The 21181-nt window shown below is 57.7% G+C and carries 17 protein-coding genes, 1 tRNA gene, 2 rRNA genes and 1 pseudogene (1 of these 21 running past the window's edge); 18 read left to right on the plus strand and 3 right to left on the minus strand.

The genetic code is table 11. The annotated features are described in order from the left end of the window. From ACK83U_RS16780 to ACK83U_RS16790, 3 genes are all read left to right on the plus strand, one after another. Positions 1–2683: ribosomal RNA gene (locus tag ACK83U_RS16780) — 23S ribosomal RNA — on the plus strand (it extends 247 nt beyond the left edge of the window). Positions 2684–2939: 256 nt separating this feature from the next. Next, positions 2940–3054: ribosomal RNA gene (gene rrf / locus ACK83U_RS16785) — 5S ribosomal RNA — on the plus strand. Positions 3055–3292: 238 nt separating this feature from the next. After that, positions 3293–3369: transfer RNA gene (locus ACK83U_RS16790), tRNA-Met, on the plus strand. A gap of 349 nt (positions 3370–3718) precedes the next feature. On the opposite strand, the gene ACK83U_RS16795 is transcribed toward ACK83U_RS16790, so the two are convergent. Beyond that, positions 3719–4351, minus strand: a complete 633-nt coding sequence (locus ACK83U_RS16795; protein ID WP_112609699.1) for a hydrolase — start codon at positions 4349–4351, stop codon at positions 3719–3721. A gap of 361 nt (positions 4352–4712) precedes the next feature. On the opposite strand from ACK83U_RS16795, the gene ACK83U_RS16800 reads away from it, so the two are divergent. From ACK83U_RS16800 to ACK83U_RS16845, 10 genes are all read left to right on the plus strand, one after another. Further along, complete coding sequence (locus tag ACK83U_RS16800; RefSeq protein WP_112609701.1) at positions 4713–6296, plus strand: Na+/H+ antiporter; 1584 nt, start codon at positions 4713–4715, stop codon at positions 6294–6296. A gap of 310 nt (positions 6297–6606) precedes the next feature. Continuing rightward, positions 6607–7512: an AraC family transcriptional regulator gene (locus tag ACK83U_RS16805; RefSeq protein WP_162708070.1), complete on the plus strand. Its 906-nt coding sequence runs from the start codon at positions 6607–6609 to the stop codon at positions 7510–7512. Positions 7513–7672: 160 nt separating this feature from the next. After that, complete coding sequence (locus ACK83U_RS16810) at positions 7673–8512, plus strand: helix-turn-helix domain-containing protein (protein WP_183715783.1); 840 nt, start codon at positions 7673–7675, stop codon at positions 8510–8512. A gap of 239 nt (positions 8513–8751) precedes the next feature. Continuing rightward, the gene (locus tag ACK83U_RS16815; protein WP_112398684.1) at positions 8752–9408 is read left to right on the plus strand and encodes a hydrolase; all 657 of its coding nucleotides are present in this window, start codon (positions 8752–8754) and stop codon (positions 9406–9408) included. Further along, complete coding sequence (locus tag ACK83U_RS16820) at positions 9405–10241, plus strand: alpha/beta fold hydrolase (RefSeq protein WP_246712226.1); 837 nt, start codon at positions 9405–9407, stop codon at positions 10239–10241. Before ACK83U_RS16815 ends, ACK83U_RS16820 begins: the two co-directional genes overlap by 4 nt. A 34-nt stretch (positions 10242–10275) precedes the next feature. Next, a complete protein-coding gene (locus ACK83U_RS16825) occupies positions 10276–10542 on the plus strand; it encodes a XapX domain-containing protein (protein WP_112609707.1) in 267 nt (88 codons plus the stop codon). 28 nt (positions 10543–10570) lie between these two features. After that, on the plus strand, positions 10571–12457 hold the full coding sequence (locus ACK83U_RS16830) for an amidohydrolase (protein ID WP_112609709.1): 1887 nt from the start codon (positions 10571–10573) through the stop codon (positions 12455–12457). Between the two features lie 70 nt (positions 12458–12527). Further along, positions 12528–12923 (plus strand): DoxX family protein, encoded by a 396-nt coding sequence (locus tag ACK83U_RS16835; RefSeq protein WP_412474863.1) that lies wholly within the window; start codon positions 12528–12530, stop codon positions 12921–12923. Further along, on the plus strand, positions 12920–13819 hold the full coding sequence (locus ACK83U_RS16840; RefSeq protein WP_112609713.1) for a glyoxalase: 900 nt from the start codon (positions 12920–12922) through the stop codon (positions 13817–13819). Before ACK83U_RS16835 ends, ACK83U_RS16840 begins: the two co-directional genes overlap by 4 nt. A 52-nt stretch (positions 13820–13871) precedes the next feature. Further along, entirely contained in the window at positions 13872–15275 is a 1404-nt protein-coding gene (locus ACK83U_RS16845; RefSeq protein WP_112609715.1) for an alginate export family protein, read from the plus strand. 17 nt (positions 15276–15292) lie between these two features. Here ACK83U_RS16845 and ACK83U_RS16850 read toward each other — a convergent pair whose 3' ends face one another. Continuing rightward, positions 15293–15544, minus strand: coding sequence for a hypothetical protein (locus ACK83U_RS16850; protein WP_412474883.1), 252 nt, complete (start codon positions 15542–15544; stop codon positions 15293–15295). On the opposite strand from ACK83U_RS16850, the gene ACK83U_RS16855 reads away from it, so the two are divergent. From ACK83U_RS16855 to ACK83U_RS16865, 3 genes and pseudogenes are all read left to right on the plus strand, one after another. Next, a complete protein-coding gene (locus tag ACK83U_RS16855) occupies positions 15429–16385 on the plus strand; it encodes an alpha/beta fold hydrolase (protein ID WP_412474682.1) in 957 nt (318 codons plus the stop codon). The genes ACK83U_RS16850 and ACK83U_RS16855 overlap by 116 nt on opposite strands. Positions 16386–16499: 114 nt before the next feature. Continuing rightward, positions 16500–17180 (plus strand): YoaK family protein, encoded by a 681-nt coding sequence (locus ACK83U_RS16860; RefSeq protein WP_112609717.1) that lies wholly within the window; start codon positions 16500–16502, stop codon positions 17178–17180. Between the two features lie 50 nt (positions 17181–17230). Beyond that, positions 17231–17769 (plus strand): annotated as a pseudogene (locus ACK83U_RS16865) (hypothetical protein). 336 nt (positions 17770–18105) lie between these two features. Here the strand turns inward: ACK83U_RS16865 and ACK83U_RS16870 are convergent. Continuing rightward, positions 18106–19602, minus strand: a complete 1497-nt coding sequence (locus tag ACK83U_RS16870; RefSeq protein WP_112609859.1) for a mechanosensitive ion channel family protein — start codon at positions 19600–19602, stop codon at positions 18106–18108. Between the two features lie 180 nt (positions 19603–19782). Here ACK83U_RS16870 and ACK83U_RS16875 point away from each other — a divergent pair, with 180 nt between their 5' ends. Continuing rightward, positions 19783–19944, plus strand: coding sequence for a hypothetical protein (locus ACK83U_RS16875; RefSeq protein WP_183715765.1), 162 nt, complete (start codon positions 19783–19785; stop codon positions 19942–19944). Next, a complete protein-coding gene (locus ACK83U_RS16880; RefSeq protein ID WP_112609721.1) occupies positions 19941–21155 on the plus strand; it encodes an MFS transporter in 1215 nt (404 codons plus the stop codon). The genes ACK83U_RS16875 and ACK83U_RS16880 overlap by 4 nt, the downstream gene beginning before the upstream one ends. Positions 21156–21181 lie beyond the last annotated feature (26 nt).

The following is a 21181-nucleotide window of genomic DNA, read 5'->3' on the forward strand; positions in this document are numbered from 1 at the left end:
GGCCGTCACCGCTGATGCGGTGTAGCCTCAACGTGCTGGTGGCTGGTGAAACACTTCAGGTTTCTAAGCATTGTAACAAGGTATCTTCACCTGAATAAAATAGGGTGTAAGAAGCGAACGCAGGGAACTGAAACATCTAAGTACCTGCAGGAAAGGACATCAACCGAGACTCCGCAAGTAGTGGCGAGCGAACGCGGACCAGGCCAGTGGCAATGAAGTATAAAGTGGAAGAACCTGGAAAGGTTTGCCGTAGAGGGTGACAGCCCCGTACGCGTAGATGACTTTATTGTCCTAGAGTAGGGCGGGACACGTGAAATCCTGTCTGAACATGGGGAGACCACTCTCCAAGCCTAAGTACTCGTGCATGACCGATAGCGAACCAGTACCGTGAGGGAAAGGTGAAAAGCACCCCGACAAGGGGAGTGAAATAGAACCTGAAACTGGATACCTACAAACAGTCGGAGCCCGCAAGGGTGACGGCGTACCTTTTGTATAATGGGTCAACGACTTAGTGTAACAAGCAAGCTTAAGCCGGTAGGTGTAGGCGAAGCGAAAGCGAGTCTGAATAGGGCGATATAGTTTGTTGCATTAGACCCGAAACCGAGTGATCTAGCCATGAGCAGGTTGAAGGTTGGGTAACACCAACTGGAGGACCGAACCCGCATCTGTTGCAATAGATTGGGATGACTTGTGGCTAGGGGTGAAAGGCCAATCAAACTCGGAAATAGCTGGTTCTCCGCGAAATCTATTTAGGTAGAGCGTCTGACGAATACCCCCGGGGGTAGAGCACTGGATGGGCTATGGGGACTCACCGTCTTACTGATCCTAACCAAACTCCGAATACCGGGGAGTACTATCAGGCAGACACACGGCGGGTGCTAACGTCCGTCGTGAAAAGGGCAACAACCCTAACCTCCAGCTAAGGTCCCCAAGTCATGGCTAAGTGGGAAAGGATGTGAGGATCCCAAAACAACCAGGATGTTGGCTTAGAAGCAGCCATCATTTAAAGAAAGCGTAACAGCTCACTGGTCTAGTCAAGGGTCTTTGCGCCGAAAATGTAACGGGGCTGAAGCCATGCACCGAAGCTGAGGATTCCTCTTTGAGGAGTGGTAGCGGAGCGTTCCGTAAGCTGATGAAGGGATACCCGTGAGGGGTCCTGGAGGTATCGGAAGTGCGAATGTTGACATGAGTAACGATAAAGAGGGTGAGAGACCCTCTCGCCGAAAGACCAAGGGTTCCTGCTTAAAGTTAATCTGAGCAGGGTTAGCCGGCCCCTAAGACGAGGCGGACACGCGTAGTCGATGGGAACCACGTTAATATTCGTGGGCCTGGTGGTAGTGACGGATTGCTTAACTTGTTCACACTTATTGGATTGTGTGGGCGGGGACGCGGTTCCAGGAAATAGCTCCACCGTATAGACCGTACCCGAAACCGACACAGGTGGTCAGGTAGAGTATACCAAGGCGCTTGAGAGAACTATGTTGAAGGAACTCGGCAAATTGCACGCGTAACTTCGGAAGAAGCGTGACCCTTATATGCGCAAGCATGTGAGGGTGGCACAGACCAGGGGGTAGCGACTGTTTACCAAAAACACAGGGCTCTGCGAAGTCGCAAGACGACGTATAGGGTCTGACGCCTGCCCGGTGCTGGAAGGTTAAGAGGAGGGGTGCAAGCTCTGAATCGAAGCCCCAGTAAACGGCGGCCGTAACTATAACGGTCCTAAGGTAGCGAAATTCCTTGTCGGGTAAGTTCCGACCTGCACGAATGGCGTAACGACTTCCCCGCTGTCTCCAACATAGACTCAGTGAAATTGAATTCCCCGTGAAGATGCGGGGTTCCTGCGGTCAGACGGAAAGACCCCGTGCACCTTTACTATAGCTTTACACTGGCATTCGTGTCGGCATGTGTAGGATAGGTGGTAGGCTTTGAAGCAGGGACGCCAGTTCTTGTGGAGCCATCCTTGAAATACCACCCTTATCGTCATGGATGTCTAACCGCGGTCCGTTATCCGGATCCGGGACAGTGTATGGTGGGTAGTTTGACTGGGGCGGTCGCCTCCGAAAGAGTAACGGAGGCGCGCGATGGTGGGCTCAGACCGGTCGGAAATCGGTCGTCGAGTGCAATGGCATAAGCCCGCCTGACTGCGAGACTGACAAGTCGAGCAGAGACGAAAGTCGGTCATAGTGATCCGGTGGTCCCGTGTGGAAGGGCCATCGCTCAACGGATAAAAGGTACGCCGGGGATAACAGGCTGATGACCCCCAAGAGTCCATATCGACGGGGTTGTTTGGCACCTCGATGTCGGCTCATCGCATCCTGGGGCTGGAGCAGGTCCCAAGGGTTTGGCTGTTCGCCAATTAAAGCGGTACGTGAGCTGGGTTCAGAACGTCGTGAGACAGTTCGGTCCCTATCTGCCGTGGGTGTAGGAATATTGACAGGATCTGTCCCTAGTACGAGAGGACCGGGATGGACATATCTCTGGTGGACCTGTTGTCCTGCCAAGGGCATAGCAGGGTAGCTATATATGGAATGGATAACCGCTGAAGGCATCTAAGCGGGAAACCAACCTGGAAACGAGTGTTCCCTATCAGAGCCGTGGAAGACGACCACGTTGATAGGCCGGGTGTGGAAGTGCGGCAACGCATGAAGCTTACCGGTACTAATAGCTCGATTGGCTTGATCGTTCCCATTGCCAGTGCTCATCAGACGAACGTAAACGTTCATCTGCATTGAGTTTTGTCCTCACGCATGTACGGGTCTTCGACCCTATGCTGCGGACGGCGCGCCAGACCTCTGGCGACGCGCTCTGCGCTTGCGGACTTCGTCCGGAAACGCATCCAACGACGTGTTCAAATAAGACAAACGAGACTTCCAGTCTCACCAGCTTCTCATAGGGCATAAACCGCTGGCGCGGTTTAGCCCGAAGTTGCGCTTTGCCGACCTGGTGGTTATGGCGGGGTGGCTGCACCCGTTCCCTTTCCGAACACGGCCGTGAAACGCCCCTGCGCCCATGGTACTTCGTCTTAAGACGCGGGAGAGTAGGTCGCTGCCAGGTCTGCCAAACGCAACTCAGGCTAAATTGCCAAGCAATTTATGCCTCACAAAATCTTCTCATCACACTCTGAAAAACGGCCTAGCCGTGTTACAATAGGCCGCTACCAAAGCGGCCTTTGTCGCTTCTGGAGCACATTACCCCTGCACACCTGAAATACGGTGCCAAGGGAACAAGCGATAAACCGCAACGCGGTTTGCGCTGGTGACGCGACAAACCGAAACCCGGTTTGCGCTGGTGACGCGGGGTGGAGCAGCCCGGTAGCTCGTCAGGCTCATAACCTGAAGGCCGCAGGTTCAAATCCTGCCCCCGCAACCAAAATTTACAATCACAAAGATCAGCTATCAAGATTTGAAGCCGCTATAGGCTGTCGTGTCCGCCAGCCGCTCCGCTCGTGCTCGCGTCTTTTGCCGCTGATGGCCGTTGTCAGCTGAGCGAGCGTCAAAGGCTTGATGGGGTGAGCGTTATCGACCCCTGAAGAAAGCTGTCGATGCATCGTATTTGATAAGGCAGAAGATTTTCCTTCGCCGGCAGACGAAGAAGAGTCTCAGGCGGGACGCATTGATCGGCCACATCGATGATGTTCGCGGATGATGTGGTGCCGCTTGTTTCTGAATCGATTTGTCAAGAAGTCTGGCCGCCTAGTGACCGCAGCGGCCAGCCATACTTAAGGCTGCGGGGGATGGATCATATCGCGCGCGTATGAAAGTCCGATGCCATAGCCACCGGCGTGGGCTTCAACAATCCCTCTGGCTCCGGCATAGGTTTCGTGCCTTGTCCAGTCTCTTTGAAGCTCGAGGAGGACTTGAATCCAAGACGTCATCGTCGCCCCTGCCGCCTCCATTCGCCGTAATGCAAGGGAATGACTTTCAGGGGTCAGCCCGCCACAGGCGTCGGCAACGACAGAGACATCGTAACCTTCCTCAATGGCAGATAGGACCGGAAACGATACGCACGCCTCAGTCAGAAGGCCGGAAACGAGGAGACGCTTGCGACCGGTTGCGACAACGGCGGCACGTGCCGTCTCGTCCTCCCAGAGGTTCATGTTCCGGCGCTCGACCGACTTTACATCGCCGATCGCGGCCTGGATCGCCGGCATAACGGGTCCGCTATAAACCGTCGAGGCGGATGTTGAGGCGATGATTGGCAGTTCGAACAACGTGGCCGTCTTTGCCAAGGCCACGACGTTTCCGAGGAGCGTTTGACGAGCGACGGACTCGACTCCGAAGGCGAGGCCCGCCTGCTGGTCGATTAAAAGAAGTGTGCAATCGTTCGGCGTAATCAAGGGCAACTCAACCATGTGGGTTTCCGATTCTCCATTGCAGGATGGCGAGACGCTAGCCAATATTTCGGTCGGCATCTTGGACACCCCTATCGCTATTTGGGATTTCGTCTTCCCCCGTTCCCATGAGATTGCTGACGCGCTGAGTTGGTCTACCACGGGAACCTGTCTCCATGTCGCCCAGTCAGGCGCCAGGGCGGGTAAGCTGTTCTCGACGGATTGACAGGGTCACAGGTTTTTGCCCGGTAGCAGTATTATCGTCCAATTCAATCGACCACGTTTTCGGTAAACAATGTCCTTGCGATGCACCGCGGCGGAGCTCGTTTCGACCCAATTCCGGCGCAACGCATAACCAGAGACAAGGCAAGACCCGAACCAAATGTCAGTCGAATCGACATACGAATTTCTCGTCCTTCTGCTGATGGCGACGATCATGCTCGAGCTTGTCGCCCGGCGTTTGCATCTACCGCCGGCCGCGGCTCTTATCATCGGCGGAATCGTTCTTGCGCTGACGCCTGGCGTTCCGGCGATCAAGATTGATCCGGAAATGGTCATGCTGATTTTTCTGCCGCCACTCCTGATGAGCGGCGCAAATTTCACCGTATGGTACGACTTTAAGAAGCATTTTGCTGAGATAGCCTCTCTCGCGCTTGGTGCCGTCATATTCACGACATTGACCGTCGGAAGCGTGTTTCATCTCCTCTTGCCTGGTCTGCCATGGGCCGTGGGTTTCGCATTGGGGGCGATTGTCTCGCCACCGGATGCTGTCGCCGCCGGAGCGGTGCTCGAGAGGCTTCATCTCCCGAGCCGAATCTCGGCACTTCTGGAAGGTGAGAGCCTGGTCAATGACGCCAGTGGACTTGTGTTGTTACGCGTCGCTGTGGCCGCGACGTTGACCGGCACCTTCAGTATTTCAGAGGCCCTCGGGTCTTTCTCATGGGTGGCGATCGGAGGCGTGCTCGTCGGTCTCATCGTCGGCTGGTCCGGCGTTTGGGTGATCCGTCGATTGCGCGACAGCGAGCTGATCATTACAGCAACGCTCCTGCTCGCCGCGAGTTCCTATATCGGCGCGGAACGCCTTGACAGCTCAGGGGTCCTATCGACGGTCACAACCGGGCTCATCCTCGGATTCCATCAGCACGAAACCTTTTCAGCTTCAACCCGCGTGCGAGCTCAAGCGTTTTGGAAGGCAATGGTCTTTCTACTGGAGTCGCTTGTTTTCATACTTGTCGGCCTCTCACTTCGAGGCGTTCTCGACCGTATCTCCGGGGTCGGACAGGGCATTGGCGATCTTATCATTCCAGTTTCAGCCGTCGTTTTCACCGTGATCCTCGCGCGGTTTGTCTGGCTGCTTGGGACAGGAGCTTTGAAACGGGTCCTGCTATTTCGACGTTTCAGGAGCGGAGAGCCTTCATCAATTAAAACCACAACAATCATGAGCTGGGCCGGTATGCGTGGTGTGGTGACACTGACGGGCGCGTTGTCGCTTCCGGAACAGATGCCGGGAAGGGACATAGTTCTTATTGCCGCGTTTGCCGTGATTATCGTCACAGTTTTGGTCCAAGGTACAACCTTGGGCCCGCTCGCCACCCTCCTCAAATTGGCAAGTCCCGATGAAGAACAGCAGTTGCGCGACAATGAAGCTTCCGCCTGGAGGCGCGTAGCGGAAGCACAGTATCGTGCGATCCAGAAGCGCTCGCAGAAGGAGGATGGCAGTGAAATGCATCCCCGCCTACTCGACCAGTACAGGCATCGGGCGCAGGTTGCCGCGCAATACGAAGCTGACCGGGATATGCATGAGGGCATCAAGGTCGATCACTTCAGGACGGTTCTTGAGGCGCTTCAGGCGGGTCGTGCCGAAATCCTGCGGATGCACAGGGCTGGCGAAATCCATGATCGCGTCCTGCAGGATCTCGAACACGAGCTCGACCTTCAGGAGATCGCTGCGGAGAACAGGCTTTGATCTGTCCGGCCTGTGGATAGAAGGGTGCACCTTACCCTAACGTCGGACCATTGCGCAAATATCCACCGAGAATTGAAAATCAGCCATAATCAGTCCGGTTTTTGATGATTGGTGGCGTGTTCGGTTGTTGCCATAAGATTGTACAAGATAATTGTGGTCGTTATCGCAACGCTTGTTCTCTCTTCGGTTGCAACCTGATTTTCCGTGAGAATGAGCATTGCGCGGATATTCAGCAGAATTAGTATGGTCCACTGCAACCGAAATGTTCTCACGGATGCCACAGGCGCGGAGGCGTCTTGGAGGAGGGGGATTGAGCCTGGATTATCTTGAACTGAAAACGCTCGGCCCGTACTTCGGCCTTCCCGAGGCCGCCGCGCTGCGTACGGTGCCTATCAGAGATTCATCGATTTGCGTTACGAGAATAGCCAAGGATGTCTCGGATGGTGAGAGGCCAATCGTCTCCCTTCCCGTGTGCGATGCCTATTTTCTGATGGTCTACACCAAAGAGGCCCATCATTGCGATATCCTGGCCGATGGGAGCAGGACGCTGCCGCGAAAGTTCGAACGGGGATCGGTATGTCTTGTCGACCTTTCCGAAGGGGCGTCAATCGTCTTATATGCTAACCTTCACTCGGTTACTTTTTTTCTGCCAAAGACGCTTTTGGAGGAAGTCGGAGAGTTATCCAGCGCAAGCCCGACAATCGAGCTGCGGTGCCGAAGAGGCGAGAGGGATCCGGTTCTAAGCAATCTCACCGACGTCATACTTTCCCTCTTTGATCGAGAGACCGGATCGTCGGAAGCGCTTCTGAAACACCTGGCAATCGCGATCTGCTCTCATCTGATTGAGGACCCTCTCGGGGAGACGGGGGCCGGCGCGGACGACACGATCCTTCCCTTCAATCGCGAGGCTGCGGCAAAAGAGTTTATGAGAAAAAATCTTGCCCGTGAGTTGTCCGTCGCGGAAATAGCCGCGGCAGCTGGCCTCTCCGCTAATCATTTCTCGCAGGGATTTAAGAAGGTAACCGGCATCACGCCCCACCAATGGCTGATGCATGCACGCGTGGACGCTGCAAAGGAGCTGCTACGCGGAAGCGAATCATCGTTGAAAACGATCGCGAACGCATGCGGATTCGTGGATCAAAGTCATTTTACGAAGGTTTTCTCCCGTGAAACCGGGATGACGCCGGCGGTCTGGCGTGCCGGGTGCCTTAACTAATTAAGTTGAGCGAAAAGGAGCGTTTCGTAAAAAATTCGTTGGAATTTACCAAGGAATGCTCTAGCGTTGTGGCTGTAAGGATGGCTGGCCGGGGTGGACATTGGAAAGACAATTGGAGGGTGATAATGCGCCCGGAACGCCTGGTCCCAGTCGATGGACGATGAAGGCCTCGGCCATCACGATCACGCGCCTGTGCTACGACAAGGATGATCTTCCGATCGCTCCGCCGAGCAAACGTGACGAGGCGGTCTCTGTCATCACCCAGTTGACCGATTTCAGAATGCATCGACTTTGGAAGAACAACGAGCTCATTTTCGAAGGCGGGCATCCCAAGGGCGCGATTGCTATTACCGATCTTAGAAATGAATGGCAGTGCCATCATCTCTCGCCGTTCGATAATTTGAGGTTCAATATCCCGCTGTCCTTTGTGCGCTCTTTCCTGGAGGATATCGGACGCCCGCAATTCGGCGGGTTCGACTGTCGGCCCGGCACCAAGGACGACGTCATTCTTGGCCTTGCTCAGGCCGTCCTGCCTTATCTCGTCAATCGGCATGAGGCCAATCAGTTGTTTTTTGAGCAAATCAGTTTGGTTCTTTTGACGCATCTGACGCATACTTATGCCAGCCAGTACTTTCCGACGAGTAGGACGGGCGTCTTGGCGCCATGGCAGGAAAAAAGGGTACTGGAATTTATGACGGCGAACGCCTTCGCACAGGTTTCGATCGCCGAACTCGCTGAATTGTGCAGCTTGTCCCGGAGTTACTTTAACAGGGCGTTCAAGGAAACGTTTGGCCGCACGCCATATCGCTGGGTCATGGAGTATAGGGTTTCAAAGGCCAAAGATCTGCTGCTGTCGGGCCTTTCCATTCAAGAGATCGCCACAGCCTGCGGCTTCGCTGACCAGAGCCATCTGACGCGGGTGTTTTCGGATATTGCGGGAGAGCCCCCTGGCAACTGGCGCCGGCAGAACAGCTTGAAACTTAGCGATAAGATCCCATAAGATCGCAGCCGGCCAGAAGCTTGCGCTTTGGCGAAAATTCTTCCCCTCAGATCCTGTCTTGAGCAGGGCTCGTTTCCTTCCGGCGCCGTTTGATACCCGTTCGCCGAAACAGTCCGAACATCCAAAATGTCCTTCTAAGTGACAAGAAGATTGCTGCCGCAGCGGGCATCATCCGCTCCGTCAACGCAATTTAGCTGAATGACGACGCAATTCAGCTCAACGCTTTTGAGGAAAACATAATGGCCGTAAACGCGACACCGACGCCGGGCTCGAAGCTTCTTACTCCTAACGACCATACGCTGATCATGATCGATTTTCAGTCGCAGATGTCTTTTGCGACGAAGAGCATTGATGCTGTCAATCTGCGGAACAATGCAGCTCTCGTCGCCCACGGCGCTAAAGGTTTCGGCGTTTCCACCATTCTGACCACGGTTGCCGAAAAGAGCTTTTCCGGTCCGATGTTCTCCGAAATCACCGACGCGTTCCCCGGCCAGAAGTTGTTCGACCGCACCTCGATGAACACCTGGGAAGACGCTCCTGTCATCGAAGAGATCAACCGCATCGGCAAGACGCGCATTGTGCTTTCCGGCCTGTGGACCGGCGTCTGCATCGTTGGTCCGGCCCTGTCGGCGATTGAACAGGGCTTTGAAGTCTTCGTACTGGCCGATGCCTGCGGCGACGTTTCCGATGAAGCTCACAACCGGGCGATGGATCGCATGGTTCAAGCAGGCGCTCAGCCGATGACATCGCTCCAGTACCTGCTCGAGCTTCAGCGCGATTGGGCACGGACAGAGACCTACGACATGACCACTGGCATCGCCAAGAAGTTCGGCGGCTCCTACGGTCTCGGCATCATCTACGCAAAGACGATGTTCGGCGCGTCCGAAGGTCATTGACGAGTGAATGGCTGCTCGTGCTGACGCGCGATGCGACGGCCAGCTCCTCCAACTTTTCCGTGGCGCGCTCGTTCCTGCGCCACGGAACCCACCATTTTGTTTCCGCCATGTACACGGAGCTCACCATGACCGCTTCACCATCGATTAACGCGACCGTCGTCCTCGTGCATGGGGCATGGGCGGATGCATCGAGCTGGAGATCCGTTATTTCCCTTTTGCAGAAGCAGGGCGTTTCGGTTGTCGCCGTGCAGAATCCGACGTCATCTTTGGCGGCGGATGTCGAGGCAACCCGCCATGCGCTGAACCAGATCGATGGACCTGTCGTCCTTGCCGGTCACAGCTGGGGAGGAACCGTCATCACGGAAGCTGGTGACGATCCAAAGGTCAAGGCCTTGGTCTTTGTGGCGGCCTTCGCACCGAATGTTGGCCAATCGACTGGAGATCAGGTCGCTGCCCATCCGGCGCCCGCCGGCCTGGGGGAGGTGAGCACTGACCGCAGCGGCAGCTACATGATGAGCGTGAACGGTTGGATTAACGCTGTCGCGCAGGATCTTCCGGAACAGGACGCGCGGGTTCTCGCCGCGACCCAGCCGCCGCTCGGTGCCGGCACGTTCGCCGACAAGGTGAGCAAGGCCGCTTGGGCGAACCGCGGGAACTGGTACGTGATTTCGACCGAAGACCGGGCGGTCAGCGTCGAGCTCCAACGCGAATTGGCGGAGAAGTTGAACGCTCGTACGACCGAACTCAAAGCCAGCCACATGTCGTTGCTTTCGCAGCCAGCGGCCGTTGCTTCCGTCATCCTCGACGCGGTTTCCGAGGTATCGGTCGCCTAAGGCCAAGGCATGGATTCCAAAAGGACAATCACTCATGAAAATCTATCTGTATTCCCTGGCAGCCGGCCTGCTCGTCGGCATTGTCTATAGCCTGCTGAACGTCCGTTCGCCGGCCCCGCCAGTCATTGCTCTCGTTGGCCTCCTGGGCATCCTTGTTGGCGAGCAGATTATTCCCTTCGCCAAGACGCTCATCAAAAAGGAACCAGCCGCCGTCTCCTGGATGCATCAGATCAAGCCGCACGTGTTCGGCCATCTGCCCAAGGGCGAGAAGCCTTCAGACACCGCTGCCGACAAGGCGTGATCCCTTTTTCCAGTTAAGGACGAACGCAATGGATAACGCGACCGCGGACCTCATCCTGCATCACGGTCTGATCACCACGCTCGACCGCTCCAACCCAGCCGCCACCGCCGTCGCGATCAAAGACGGAAAATTCCTCGCCGTCGGCCACGACGCCGAGATCATGGCGCTTGCCGGGCCGAACACCAAGGTGATCGATTTGAAAGGCAAGCGTGTTCTTCCCGGCCTCATCGACAACCATACCCATGTCGTTCGGGGTGGTTTGAACTTCAACATGGAATTGCGCTGGGACGGTGTGCGCTCGCTCGCAGATGCCATGAACATGCTGAAGCGGCAGGTGGCGATCACACCGCCGCCGCAATGGGTCCGCGTCGTCGGCGGCTTCATCGAGCACCAGTTCGCCGAAAAGCGCCTTCCGACCATCGAGGAGATCAATGCCATCGCTCCCGATACGCCGGTCTTCCTGCTGCATCTCTACGACCGCGCCCTGTTGAACGCCGCAGCCCTTCGCGCAGTCGGCTATACGAAGGACACGCCAGAACCGCCCGGCGGCCAGATCACCCGCGACGCCAGCGGCAATCCGACCGGCCTGCTGCTCGCCAAGCCCAATGCCGGCATCCTTTATTCGACACTTGCCAAAGGTCCGAAGCTGCCCTTCGACTATCAGGTCAACTCCACCCGCCATTTCATGCGGGAATTGAACCGCCTCGGCATCACCGGCGTCATCGATGCCGGCGGCGGATTCCAGAACTATCCCGATGATTACGCCGTCATCCAGAAGCTCGCCGACGAGGGCCAGATGACGGTGCGCCTCGCCTACAACCTCTTCACACAGAAGCCGAAGCAGGAAAAGCAAGACTTCCTCAACTGGACCGCTTCGGTGAAATACAAGCAGGGCGACGACTATTTCCGTCACAACGGCGCTGGCGAGATGCTGGTCTTCTCCGCCGCCGATTTCGAGGATTTTCGCCAGCCGCGTCCCGATATGCCGCCCGAAATGGAGGGTGAGCTGGAAGGGGTCGTGCGAGTACTTGCGCAGAACCGCTGGCCCTGGCGACTGCACGCCACCTATGACGAGACGATCAGCCGGGCGCTCGACGTCTTCGAGAAGGTCAACCAGGATATCCCGCTCGAAGGGCTCAACTGGTTCTTCGACCACGCCGAAACGATTTCCGACCAGTCGATCGACCGCATCGCGGCCCTGGGCGGCGGTATCGCGACCCAGCATCGCATGGCCTACCAAGGCGAATATTTCGTCGAGCGCTATGGACATGGCGCTGCAGAAGCAACCCCGCCGATCGCCCGCATGCTGGAAAAGGGCGTCAAGGTCTCCGCCGGCACGGATGCCACGCGTGTCGCCTCCTACAATCCCTGGGTTTCGCTCTCCTGGATGGTGACCGGCAAGACGGTTGGCGGCATGCAGCTCTATCCCCGTGCCAATTGCCTCGACCGCGAAACGGCGCTACGGATGTGGACGGAAAACGTCACCTGGTTCTCCAACGAGGAGAGCAAGAAGGGGCGCATCGAGAAGGGCCAGTTCGCCGACCTCATCGTGCCTGACAAGGACTTCTTCGCCTGCGCCGAGGACGAGATCTCCTTCCTGACCTCGCAACTAACCATGGTTGGCGGCAAGATCGTCTACGGCGCCGATGATTTCCGGGCGCTCGGCGAAAACGACATACCGCCTGCCATGCCGGACTGGTCGCCGGTTCGCAAATTCGGCGGTTATGCCGCCTGGGGCGAGCCAGAGGGTGCCGGTCGGCATTCGCTGCGTCGCACAGCGATCACCGCCTGCGGTTGTGCCAACGATTGCGGCGTGCATGGCCACGATCATGCCGGTGCCTGGACATCGAGACTGCCGATTGCCGATCTGAAGGGCTTCTTCGGTGCGCTCGGCTGCTCCTGCTGGGCCGTGTGAGGACAAAGGCATGGACACTCTTCAAACCAAACTCGCCAGTCTTGCGCGCCCCATCTTCGGGACGCGCTGGATGCGCTTCCTCGCCCATCTCGGCCTCTGCGCCGCCTATCTACAGGGTGGCCTCAACAAGCTGACGGATTTTCCCGGCGCGATCGGCGAAATGACGCATTTCGGCCTGTCGCCGGCGGCACCTTTCGCCGTGCTCGTGATCATCTTGGAGCTTGCCGCCTCCGTCATGATCCTTGTCGGTTTCTTCCGTTGGCTCGGCGCGCTCGGGCTCGGCGCCTTCACGTTGCTTGCTACCTTTCTGGCGCTGCGCTTCTGGGAGCTGCCGGCTGGCATGGAGCGCTTCATGGCCGCCAATTCCTTCTTCGAGCATCTTGGCCTCGTCGGTGGCTTTTTGCTCGTCGCCTGGCTAGATCTCTCCCATCCCATCCCATCTCGAACACTGAGGCTTAAGACGTGATCTCACGACCGCTCCAAATACTAGGTCTTCTTCTCGCCCTTACAGCGCTGCCGGCCGCACCCGCGCTGGCGCGCAATGCCTATCCGCAGGTCGGTGTCGGCGCGCAATATGACACCACGCATGTTTATGTGGACCCGGACAAGGTCGACGCCTTCACCCAGAGCTTCCTTGCGACTTTCGGCGGGGCAAGCACGAAGCAGGTCGTCGCCACGGTGACGCCGACCCCGAGCAGCACGACGTCGCAGCTCCTGCAGACCCCCGCCGGTACCGTGTCGCTGTTCGGATTCAAGACGCCGATTCCCTATCCCTTCGGCGCCGAGCGCACCGGCTATCTCGTTACCGACATGGACAAGGCCGTTGCCGCCGCCCGTGCCGCCGGTGCAAGCGTGATCGTGTCGCCATTCCCCGATCCCATCGGCCGCGATGCCGTCATCCAGTGGCCGGGCGGCGTAAACATGCAGATCTACTGGCACACGACCAAGCCGAACTATGCGGCCTTCGAAACCATCCCGGACAACCGCGTCTATGTGTCGGCGGATGCCGTCTCTGCCTTTGTCAGGGGTTTCCTCGCCTTCTCGAAGGGCAAGGTTGTCTCCGACGATGGAAAGGCACCCGGCATCGAGATCGGCCGTCCCGACGATACGTTCCGCCGTGTCCGTATCGAATCCGTGTACGGCAGGATGACCGTGCTCGTCACCGACGGACATCTGCCCTTTCCCTACGGTCATGAGATGACGGGTTATGAAGTCCCGGATCTCGGCGCGACGCTGCAGAAGGCCAAGGACAGCGGCGTGAAGATCCTCGTCGAACCCTATCAGTCGAGTGACCGCCAAGCCGCCATGGTGGAATTTCCCGGCGGCTATGTGGCGGAGATCCATGCGGCCGCGAAGCCCTGATGACGGCGCAGCGGCCGCATGGACGCGGCCGCCCTGCCTTTGAGGGAGTATAATGATGATCGAACGCCACCTATTCTCGGCGGCCGCCTTGCTGGCCTTGTCAGCGACAGCGGCAATTGCTGCTGACCAGGCAAAAGCCGTCAAGCGGCCCACGATCAAGAGCAACCGCTGGCAAGAGGATTGGTCCGTCCTGGCGGATCCTGCGCTGAGGACGCGACCGCTCGACAGCCTGAAATATCTCCCGCTTTCGTCCGGCGATCCGGGAACCTACGTATCGTTCGGCGCGAATTTGCGAGACCGGTTCGAGACAAACAACGCCCCAAGCTTTGGAATCGGCGGGATCGAGCGCGATAGCTATGTGATCCAGCGGGCGCAATTCCACATCGATCTGCACCTCTTCGAGGACTGGCAGGTATTCACGCAGTTCGAAGATGATCGCGCATTCGGGAAAAGCTCCGTCGGCCCGGCGGATGCCGACAAGGCGGATTTGCGGCTGGCATTCGTCTCCTATTCACACGATTTCGATGCCGGGACCTTCAAGGCTCGTGTTGGCCGGCAGGATTTTGCTTTCGACCTGCAGCGCTTCGTTTCCTCGCGCGACGGGCCGAATGTGCGGCAATCCTTCGACGCTATCTGGGTGGATTGGGAGACGGGGCCGTGGCGCTTCATCGGCTTCGTCAGCCAACCGGTCCAATATCGAAACGATAAGGCTTTCGACGACACGTCAAATGGCGACTTCCGCTTCAGCACGTTGCGCGTGGAACGGCAGGTCCTCGGAACCAACGAGCTCTCCGCTTACTACTCGCTCTATCAGAAGCGCAACGCACATTACCTGGATGGATCGGGAGACGAAGACCGGCACATATTCGACACCCGATTTGCAGGCAGTTCGAGCGGTCTCGATTGGGATCTCGAGGGGATGGGTCAGGTGGGTTCGGTCGGCGACAAGGATATTCGAGCCTGGGCGATCGGCGCGCGTGGGGGTTACACCTTCGAGGATGCCCCTTGGACCCCGCGGCTGGGTCTCCAGTTCGATATCGCCTCAGGGGATCGTCATCCCGGCGACGGCACTGTCGGCACCTTCAATCCTCTTTTCCCGAACGGCTATTATTTCGCGCTCGCCGGCTACACCGGCTATACAAACCTCATTCACCTCAAGCCCTCGATCACGGTGAAGCCGACGGACAATATGACGCTGATGGCGGCAATTGGCCTTCAATGGCGGCAAACCACGGCAGACGCGATTTACGTGCAGCCCAACCAGCCTCTGGCAGGAACGGCGGGTCGCGGCGGTGCCTGGTCTGGGGCTTATGGGCAGATCAGGCTCGACTATGCCTTCAATGCAAATCTGACAGGCGCCATTGAGGCGGTGCATTACGAGATCGGCGATGTCATCCGTAAAGCCGGCGGTCACGACGGCAATTATCTGGGCGCTCAACTGACTTTCACCTGGTGATCGAATTTCAAGCGATCCTAAGAGCCGGCCTGCGGTGACCCGAGCTTTGTCCAAACAAGACGACTATCGGACAAGAGGTGCGGCCCTTTACAGCTTATGAAATCAGCGTCCACCCTGAAGGTTACCAAAATATCCGACAACCCGATCGAGATAATGTTTTCCCGCAGGCAAACATTGCTGGCCGGCGCAACCCTTTCCGCTGCGATAGCCATGCCGTCTCTTGCCTTCTCCGCTGCCACCTCCACAAAGACTAAAGGAATATCGCCCATGACCACCAGCTTCGTCGAAACCAAAGACGGCGTACAGATCTTTTACAAGGATTGGGGTCCGAAGGACGCCCAGCCGATCGTGTTCCATCACGGCTGGCCGTTGTCCTCGGACGACTGGGATGCTCAGATGCTGTTCTTCGTCCAGCACGGCTATCGCGTTGTTGCCCATGACCGTCGTGGTCACGGCCGCTCCTCTCAGGTCAGCGACGGTCATGACATGGATCACTATGCAGCCGATGCATCCGCGGTTGCCGAACACCTGAACCTCAAGAACGCCGTCCACATCGGCCACTCGACCGGCGGCGGCGAAGTCGCCCGCTATGTCGCCAAGTTCGGCCAGCCGCAAGGCCGCGTCGCCAAGGCCGTGCTGGTCAGCGCCGTACCTCCGCTGATGCTGAAGACCGAATCCAATCCGGGCGGGCTGCCTATGGAAGTTTTCGACGGCATCCGCAAGGCCGTCGCAGACAACCGCGCCCAGCTCTTCCTCGACTTCCCCGCTGGCCCGTTCTATGGCTTCAACCGCGAGGGCGCGATCGTTTATCAGGGCGTGATCCAGAACTGGTGGCGTCAGGGCATGATGGGCAGCGCCAAGGCCCATTACGACGGCATCAAGGCCTTCTCCGAAACAGATCAGACCGAGGATCTCAAGAAGATCACCGTTCCGACCCTCGTCCTGCATGGTGATGACGACCAGGTCGTTCCGATCGCCGATTCCGCCGAACTCTCCGTCAAGCTCCTCAAGAACGGTACGCTGAAGGTTTACAAGAGCTACCCACACGGCATGCTGACGGTCCACGCCGACGTCATCAATCCGGACCTGCTCGCCTTCATCAAGGCCTGACGCACACGATCGGCCTGCCGCTGCGCTCGGGCGCAGCGGCAGGCGGCCCATTAAAGCTAAAGCAGTGTCCGGAGTGCCGGAGCACTTTACCGAGATATCCAGGATCCTCCGCCAATGAAAGCTGTCCCGCTTCCTCTCCTCCTCAGCTTCAACGGGGGATATGTCGATACCGTCGGCTTCCTGGCGTTAGGCGGGCTGTTTACCGCGCATGTGACCGGCAATTTCGTGACCTTGGGCGCATCGTTAGCCTTGGGTATGGGCGGCACCCTATCCAAGCTCCTCGCACTTCCGGTTTTCTGCGCCGTCGTATTCGTCTCCCGTATCGTCGGGCTGGTGTTGCAGCGAAGCGGTCGACCGGTCCTGCGTCCTCTTCTCGTCGTCAAGCTGGTACTGCTTATCGTCGCCGCGGCGATCGCCTTGGCATACGGACCCTTCGGCGATCCGAACAGTCCGACGGCTTTTGCAATCGGCATGGTCCTTGTTGCCGCCATGGCGGTGCAGAATGGCATTCATCGCGTTCATCTGGCGAAATCTCCTCCGTCGACCCTGATGACCGGAACGACGACCCAGATCATGCTCGACCTTGCAGATATTGCTGTAGGCGGGCGTTCGGAGAGCACGGCTGCAGTTTACTCGCGTCTGAAGCGGATGGTGCTTGCCGTTGTCGTCTTCGCCTTGGGCTGCGCCATCGGGGCGCTGGCATTCATTCTCTCGCCCGTCTGGAATTTTGTCGTTCCTGCCGTTCTAGCAGCCCTGGCACTCGTTGCGCACGTTGAAACGCCTGAGGGCGATTGATTGGCATGCACCACCAAAACGCACCATCCATCGAACCCCAGGAGAATGAAATGTCTGATCGTCAGATGTCCGATTCCAGCTATAGCCATGTCATCAATGTTGGTGCCGACAAGGTCGATATCGCCGACTGGCTGTTCAACTTGCCCGATGCGGAATATCAGCGCTGCTCCCCCGATCACATCGCCGCTGGCGCGACTTGGACGGACGACGGTCGTCGGATGTCGATCAATGTGGAAACGATCGGTGGAAGCCTGGTGATCCAGCATTATGTCGCGAGATCGCTGAGCCCAACTATTGCAAGATGGTATCCATCTCCGATGTGATGGCCGCTTACGGTCGCACCAAGGTGCAGGTGATCTGGGAGCTCAGCGTCAAGCCGATCGATGCCGACCATTGCGAGTACACGAACCACGTGCGCGCCTTCGCCACCGAGGAGTTCCTGGCCTATTGCGAGAAAAATAACATCAATTTCGCAGATGCGGCTAAAGCCCGTTCTGAAGCATCGTCCAATCACAACAAGGGCGAGACGCCACTGTTTGCGGAGAGCATAGCGCGGCGTGCTAGGGAAAAGCGATCAGATCGCCGCTAAGCAGATACCTCGCCTGACATGTACAGCATGCTGCAATTTGTCTCTCCGGCAGGTGCTGGAGAGACATGCTTTCGCGGGAATGGAGGCATCTACCTCATTGAGAGGTACCGCGCTCTCTTCAAAGCGGCCGGCAATTAAATATGCTGATCGTGCCGGCTGGCGGCGGGCGAAAGTCCCGTCAATGAGGACTTCCGCCTGATAAAATGAAGCACGTTTCGGCAGAGACGTCGATGTCTCATGGTTCATGCCGGCTCAGCAGTGCAAAAGCCTGATCGTCGCCGAAATCGACCGGGCTCCATTTTCGATCCGCGTCGGGGCCGATCCGATCATCTTCGATCAGGCCGAACTTGCGTACGAAAGCTGAAAGAGCTGGCGGATGCGATTGGCCAATGTCCTCGCATGCTGCGGTGGTGTGATGCCATCCCCGCGCAGACGCTTTTCCTGCTCGAGCCGATCTGCAAGCGTTGCGGCGATCGCATCAGCCAAAATTGGACGCTCCCGCAGGACTTCGCAGAGCTGATCTCTGCCGATCTCGCAGGCAACGACCGCCGTCAGGGCAACGATACGGCCAGGTTCTTCCGCGCCGATCAAGACTCCACGTTCGCCGAAGAAATCCCCCGGCGACAGTCGATTGAGTTCCACATCTCGACCATTCTCCTGGCGGACGACATGCACCACGCCGCTTTCCACAAGCGTCAGCGCCTGGGAATGTTCTGCCTGCGGGATAATCTCTGTCCCTTTGGCATAGGTTTGTCGCGTCGCGGATATGAAGAGCGTTTCACGTTCTTTTTCCGTAAGCGCGTAAAAGAGTGGCAGCATTGCGATGAGCCGCAACGGGTTCTCGGAGCCTTCCTCCGAGCCGGTCAAAGCCTCTGGTTTGAGCGCCGCGCTGGATATGGCGTTGCTTGCGAGTGGAATTCCGGCCGCGAGCGCGTGCCGGTACACCAGATCGTAGATTTCGTTCTTTGCGGCTGTCGTCTCGGATATGTCACGGATGCGGAAAGCAAGCTCGAATTCGATGACTTCCTTGGTGAGGTTGACGATCGAGATCAGGGGATCCGGAATACGCATCATATGATTGCTTCCCAACGTGACCGTTTCTAGCAGTCTTGTCATGGTTGCTGGCGTGCGTGTCGGAGCAAGCTTGATCGACATGGCAATGCCATGTGTTTCATCGGGACTATTGAGATTGACGAGTTGCGATTTTGCCAGCGCGCTGTTTGGAATAACGACGAGATCATTGGTGGCGTTGGAGAGATGGGTCGCGCGCCAGTTCGTCTCGATGACGCGACCCTGGACACCGCTCTCCAGAATGATCCAATTTCCGACCTCGTACGAACGGCCAAGGTTGAGGGCGATGCCGGAAAATACGTCGGAAAGCGTGCTTTGCAACGCCAGGCCAAGGACGATAGCAAAGACACCGGATGTAGCGATCAGCGTGCCAACCGGCACGCTGAATACGTATGCCACCACCGAAAGTGCCGCTCCGACGTAGATGATCCCAGCGATCAAGTCCTGGACGAACCTCGCTTCGAGCGGCCGTCGCTCGAAGATCAGGAACAGCCTGACGCTGCTGACAATCATCATTGCCCCGCCGAGCCACCAGATTGTCTTTGCAAGTCCATAGAACAGGCGGTGCCAAAGGTCCGACGATGTCAGCGTCTCGGAGTAGGGCGCAACGCCGTTCGACAACAGAATGGCGGTCAACGTAACAAAAAAGGCGACGTCGATCGCGAAGCGGAAAGCCCTGTGCTTCGGCAATAGCCAATGCGCCCCGGCGACAAAGGCGACGAGAAACAAGAATTGCGTAATGGGATCATGAAGATATTGCATCGCGTAGCCCAGGAAGCAGCCCAATACCGGTAGCCCAAATTCCGGACGGCGTCTTGGCGATTTCAACGAATTTTGGCGTTCTCTCGTTCAGCAATAGTGAACAATGCATAGTCCGCGTAGGCAATTTCAATCTTAATCGAATCCGCCGACATCTTGTTCATCGAAATAGGAGTTCGGCAAATGAACAAGCCAATTGCATTTCATACCTTCAAGGACGGTCGCAATATTGCTGATGCCCAGTCCGACATTCCGCTCATCGTCACCTCGAAAGACGTCATTCTTGTTGGCGTCAGCGCGAGCAATCATTTGCAGTCGAGCCCTATAACGGGAGCACGATCATGAGCCGCAAGGTTTTTGGAAGACAAGCGAGCTTTCTGACGGCTGCGGCCGTCGTTGCCCATACGATCTGGACCAGCGCCGCTCCGGCGTTGACTTATCCGCTCTATGCGCAGGAATGGCATCTGACGACATTCATGACGACGGCGATCTTCGCGGTCTATCCGGTCTTCGTCGTCTTCATGCTCGTCGTTTTCGGCAATGTATCCGATTACATCGGGCGAAGGGAAGCAATGCTGCTCGGTCTTGCCGCTTCGCTCACCGGCACGCTGATATTTGCGCTGGCGCCTGACGTTGACTGGATCTTCATCGGCAGGGCCTTCATGGGCGTCGGCGTGGGGCTGTCCGCAGGGCCGTCGGCTGCCGCCATGGTCGAGTTCAGCGCGCCGGGCCGAACCGCGCAGGCCGGCAGCGCGACGGCCGCCGCCCAGGCGTTCGGAATGATCGGCGCCGCCCTTGTCGGAGGTGCGCTCATCGAATATGCGCCGCTACCGACACGGCTAAATTTCGCCGTTCTAGCCATAGTCCTCACCGTGCTCGCGGTTGCGACCTGGATGCTGCCAAACCATACGGCATCGCGGCCCACCGGCCGCTGGCGGCCGAGGGTTCCCGCCATCCCGAACGGCCTGTTTGCGACCTTCGTCACGGCGACTGCGGCGGTAACGGCTTCTTACGTGCTTGGCGCAATGACGCTTTCCCTCGGTGCGCAGGTGGCGCGTGATGTCATTGCCTCCCAAAACGCCCTCGTAAACGGCGGAACCATCGCGCTTTTTGCAGTCTCCTCTGCCGTCGCGACAATCCCGGTGCGGGGAGTCAAACCGAGTAGGGTCATGCTTATGGGCAGTGCCATCGCCATTGTCTCCTCCGGGTTGCTGGCGCTCGCTGCGGTCCTGCACTCGCTGGTGTTCTATACCGTTGCCCAGATCGGCGGCGGGATGGCCTACAGCCTGCTCCTCCTTGGAGGACTTTCGCTCATCAATGCCGCCGCTCCTGTGACGCATAGAGGCGCGACGCTCTCAGCGCTGTTCCTGGTCGCTTACTTGGCCCAGGCCGTGGTGGCCCTGTTGCTGGGCAAGATCGCGACCTGGGCGAGCCTTTCGTCTGCGGTGGATCTGGGCGTCGCGACGGTCGCAACGCTGGCCTTGATAACCCTTCTTCTTGATGCGGTCAGAAACACGGTCACCGGCCGCCGTGCTCGCAAGGCTGGCACGCATTGATCTGATCATGAAGCGGAGTGGGGCCG

The organism is Rhizobium sp. WW22, from assembly GCF_047041135.1.
Taxonomy (GTDB): Bacteria; Pseudomonadota; Alphaproteobacteria; order Rhizobiales; family Rhizobiaceae; genus Rhizobium.

Bases quoted from the DNA above. Each gene is read 5' to 3' on its own strand.
- ACK83U_RS16845 (WP_112609715.1), top strand. From the start codon at position 13,872: ATGATGATCGAACGCCACCTATTCTCGGCGGCCGCCTTGCTGGCCTTG.
- ACK83U_RS16800 (WP_112609701.1), top strand. From the start codon at position 4,713: ATGTCAGTCGAATCGACATACGAATTTCTCGTCCTTCTGCTGATGGCG.
- ACK83U_RS16855 (WP_412474682.1), top strand. From the start codon at position 15,429: ATGTTTTCCCGCAGGCAAACATTGCTGGCCGGCGCAACCCTTTCCGCT.
- ACK83U_RS16880 (WP_112609721.1), top strand. From the start codon at position 19,941: ATGAGCCGCAAGGTTTTTGGAAGACAAGCGAGCTTTCTGACGGCTGCG.
- ACK83U_RS16810 (WP_183715783.1), top strand. From the start codon at position 7,673: ATGAAGGCCTCGGCCATCACGATCACGCGCCTGTGCTACGACAAGGAT.
- ACK83U_RS16875 (WP_183715765.1), top strand. From the start codon at position 19,783: ATGAACAAGCCAATTGCATTTCATACCTTCAAGGACGGTCGCAATATT.
- ACK83U_RS16795 (WP_112609699.1), bottom strand. From the start codon at position 4,351: ATGGTTGAGTTGCCCTTGATTACGCCGAACGATTGCACACTTCTTTTA.
- ACK83U_RS16835 (WP_412474863.1), top strand. From the start codon at position 12,528: ATGCGCTTCCTCGCCCATCTCGGCCTCTGCGCCGCCTATCTACAGGGT.
- ACK83U_RS16850 (WP_412474883.1), bottom strand. From the start codon at position 15,544: ATGGGCGATATTCCTTTAGTCTTTGTGGAGGTGGCAGCGGAGAAGGCA.
- ACK83U_RS16815 (WP_112398684.1), top strand. From the start codon at position 8,752: ATGGCCGTAAACGCGACACCGACGCCGGGCTCGAAGCTTCTTACTCCT.
- ACK83U_RS16870 (WP_112609859.1), bottom strand. From the start codon at position 19,602: ATGCAATATCTTCATGATCCCATTACGCAATTCTTGTTTCTCGTCGCC.
- ACK83U_RS16860 (WP_112609717.1), top strand. From the start codon at position 16,500: ATGAAAGCTGTCCCGCTTCCTCTCCTCCTCAGCTTCAACGGGGGATAT.
- ACK83U_RS16825 (WP_112609707.1), top strand. From the start codon at position 10,276: ATGAAAATCTATCTGTATTCCCTGGCAGCCGGCCTGCTCGTCGGCATT.
- ACK83U_RS16830 (WP_112609709.1), top strand. From the start codon at position 10,571: ATGGATAACGCGACCGCGGACCTCATCCTGCATCACGGTCTGATCACC.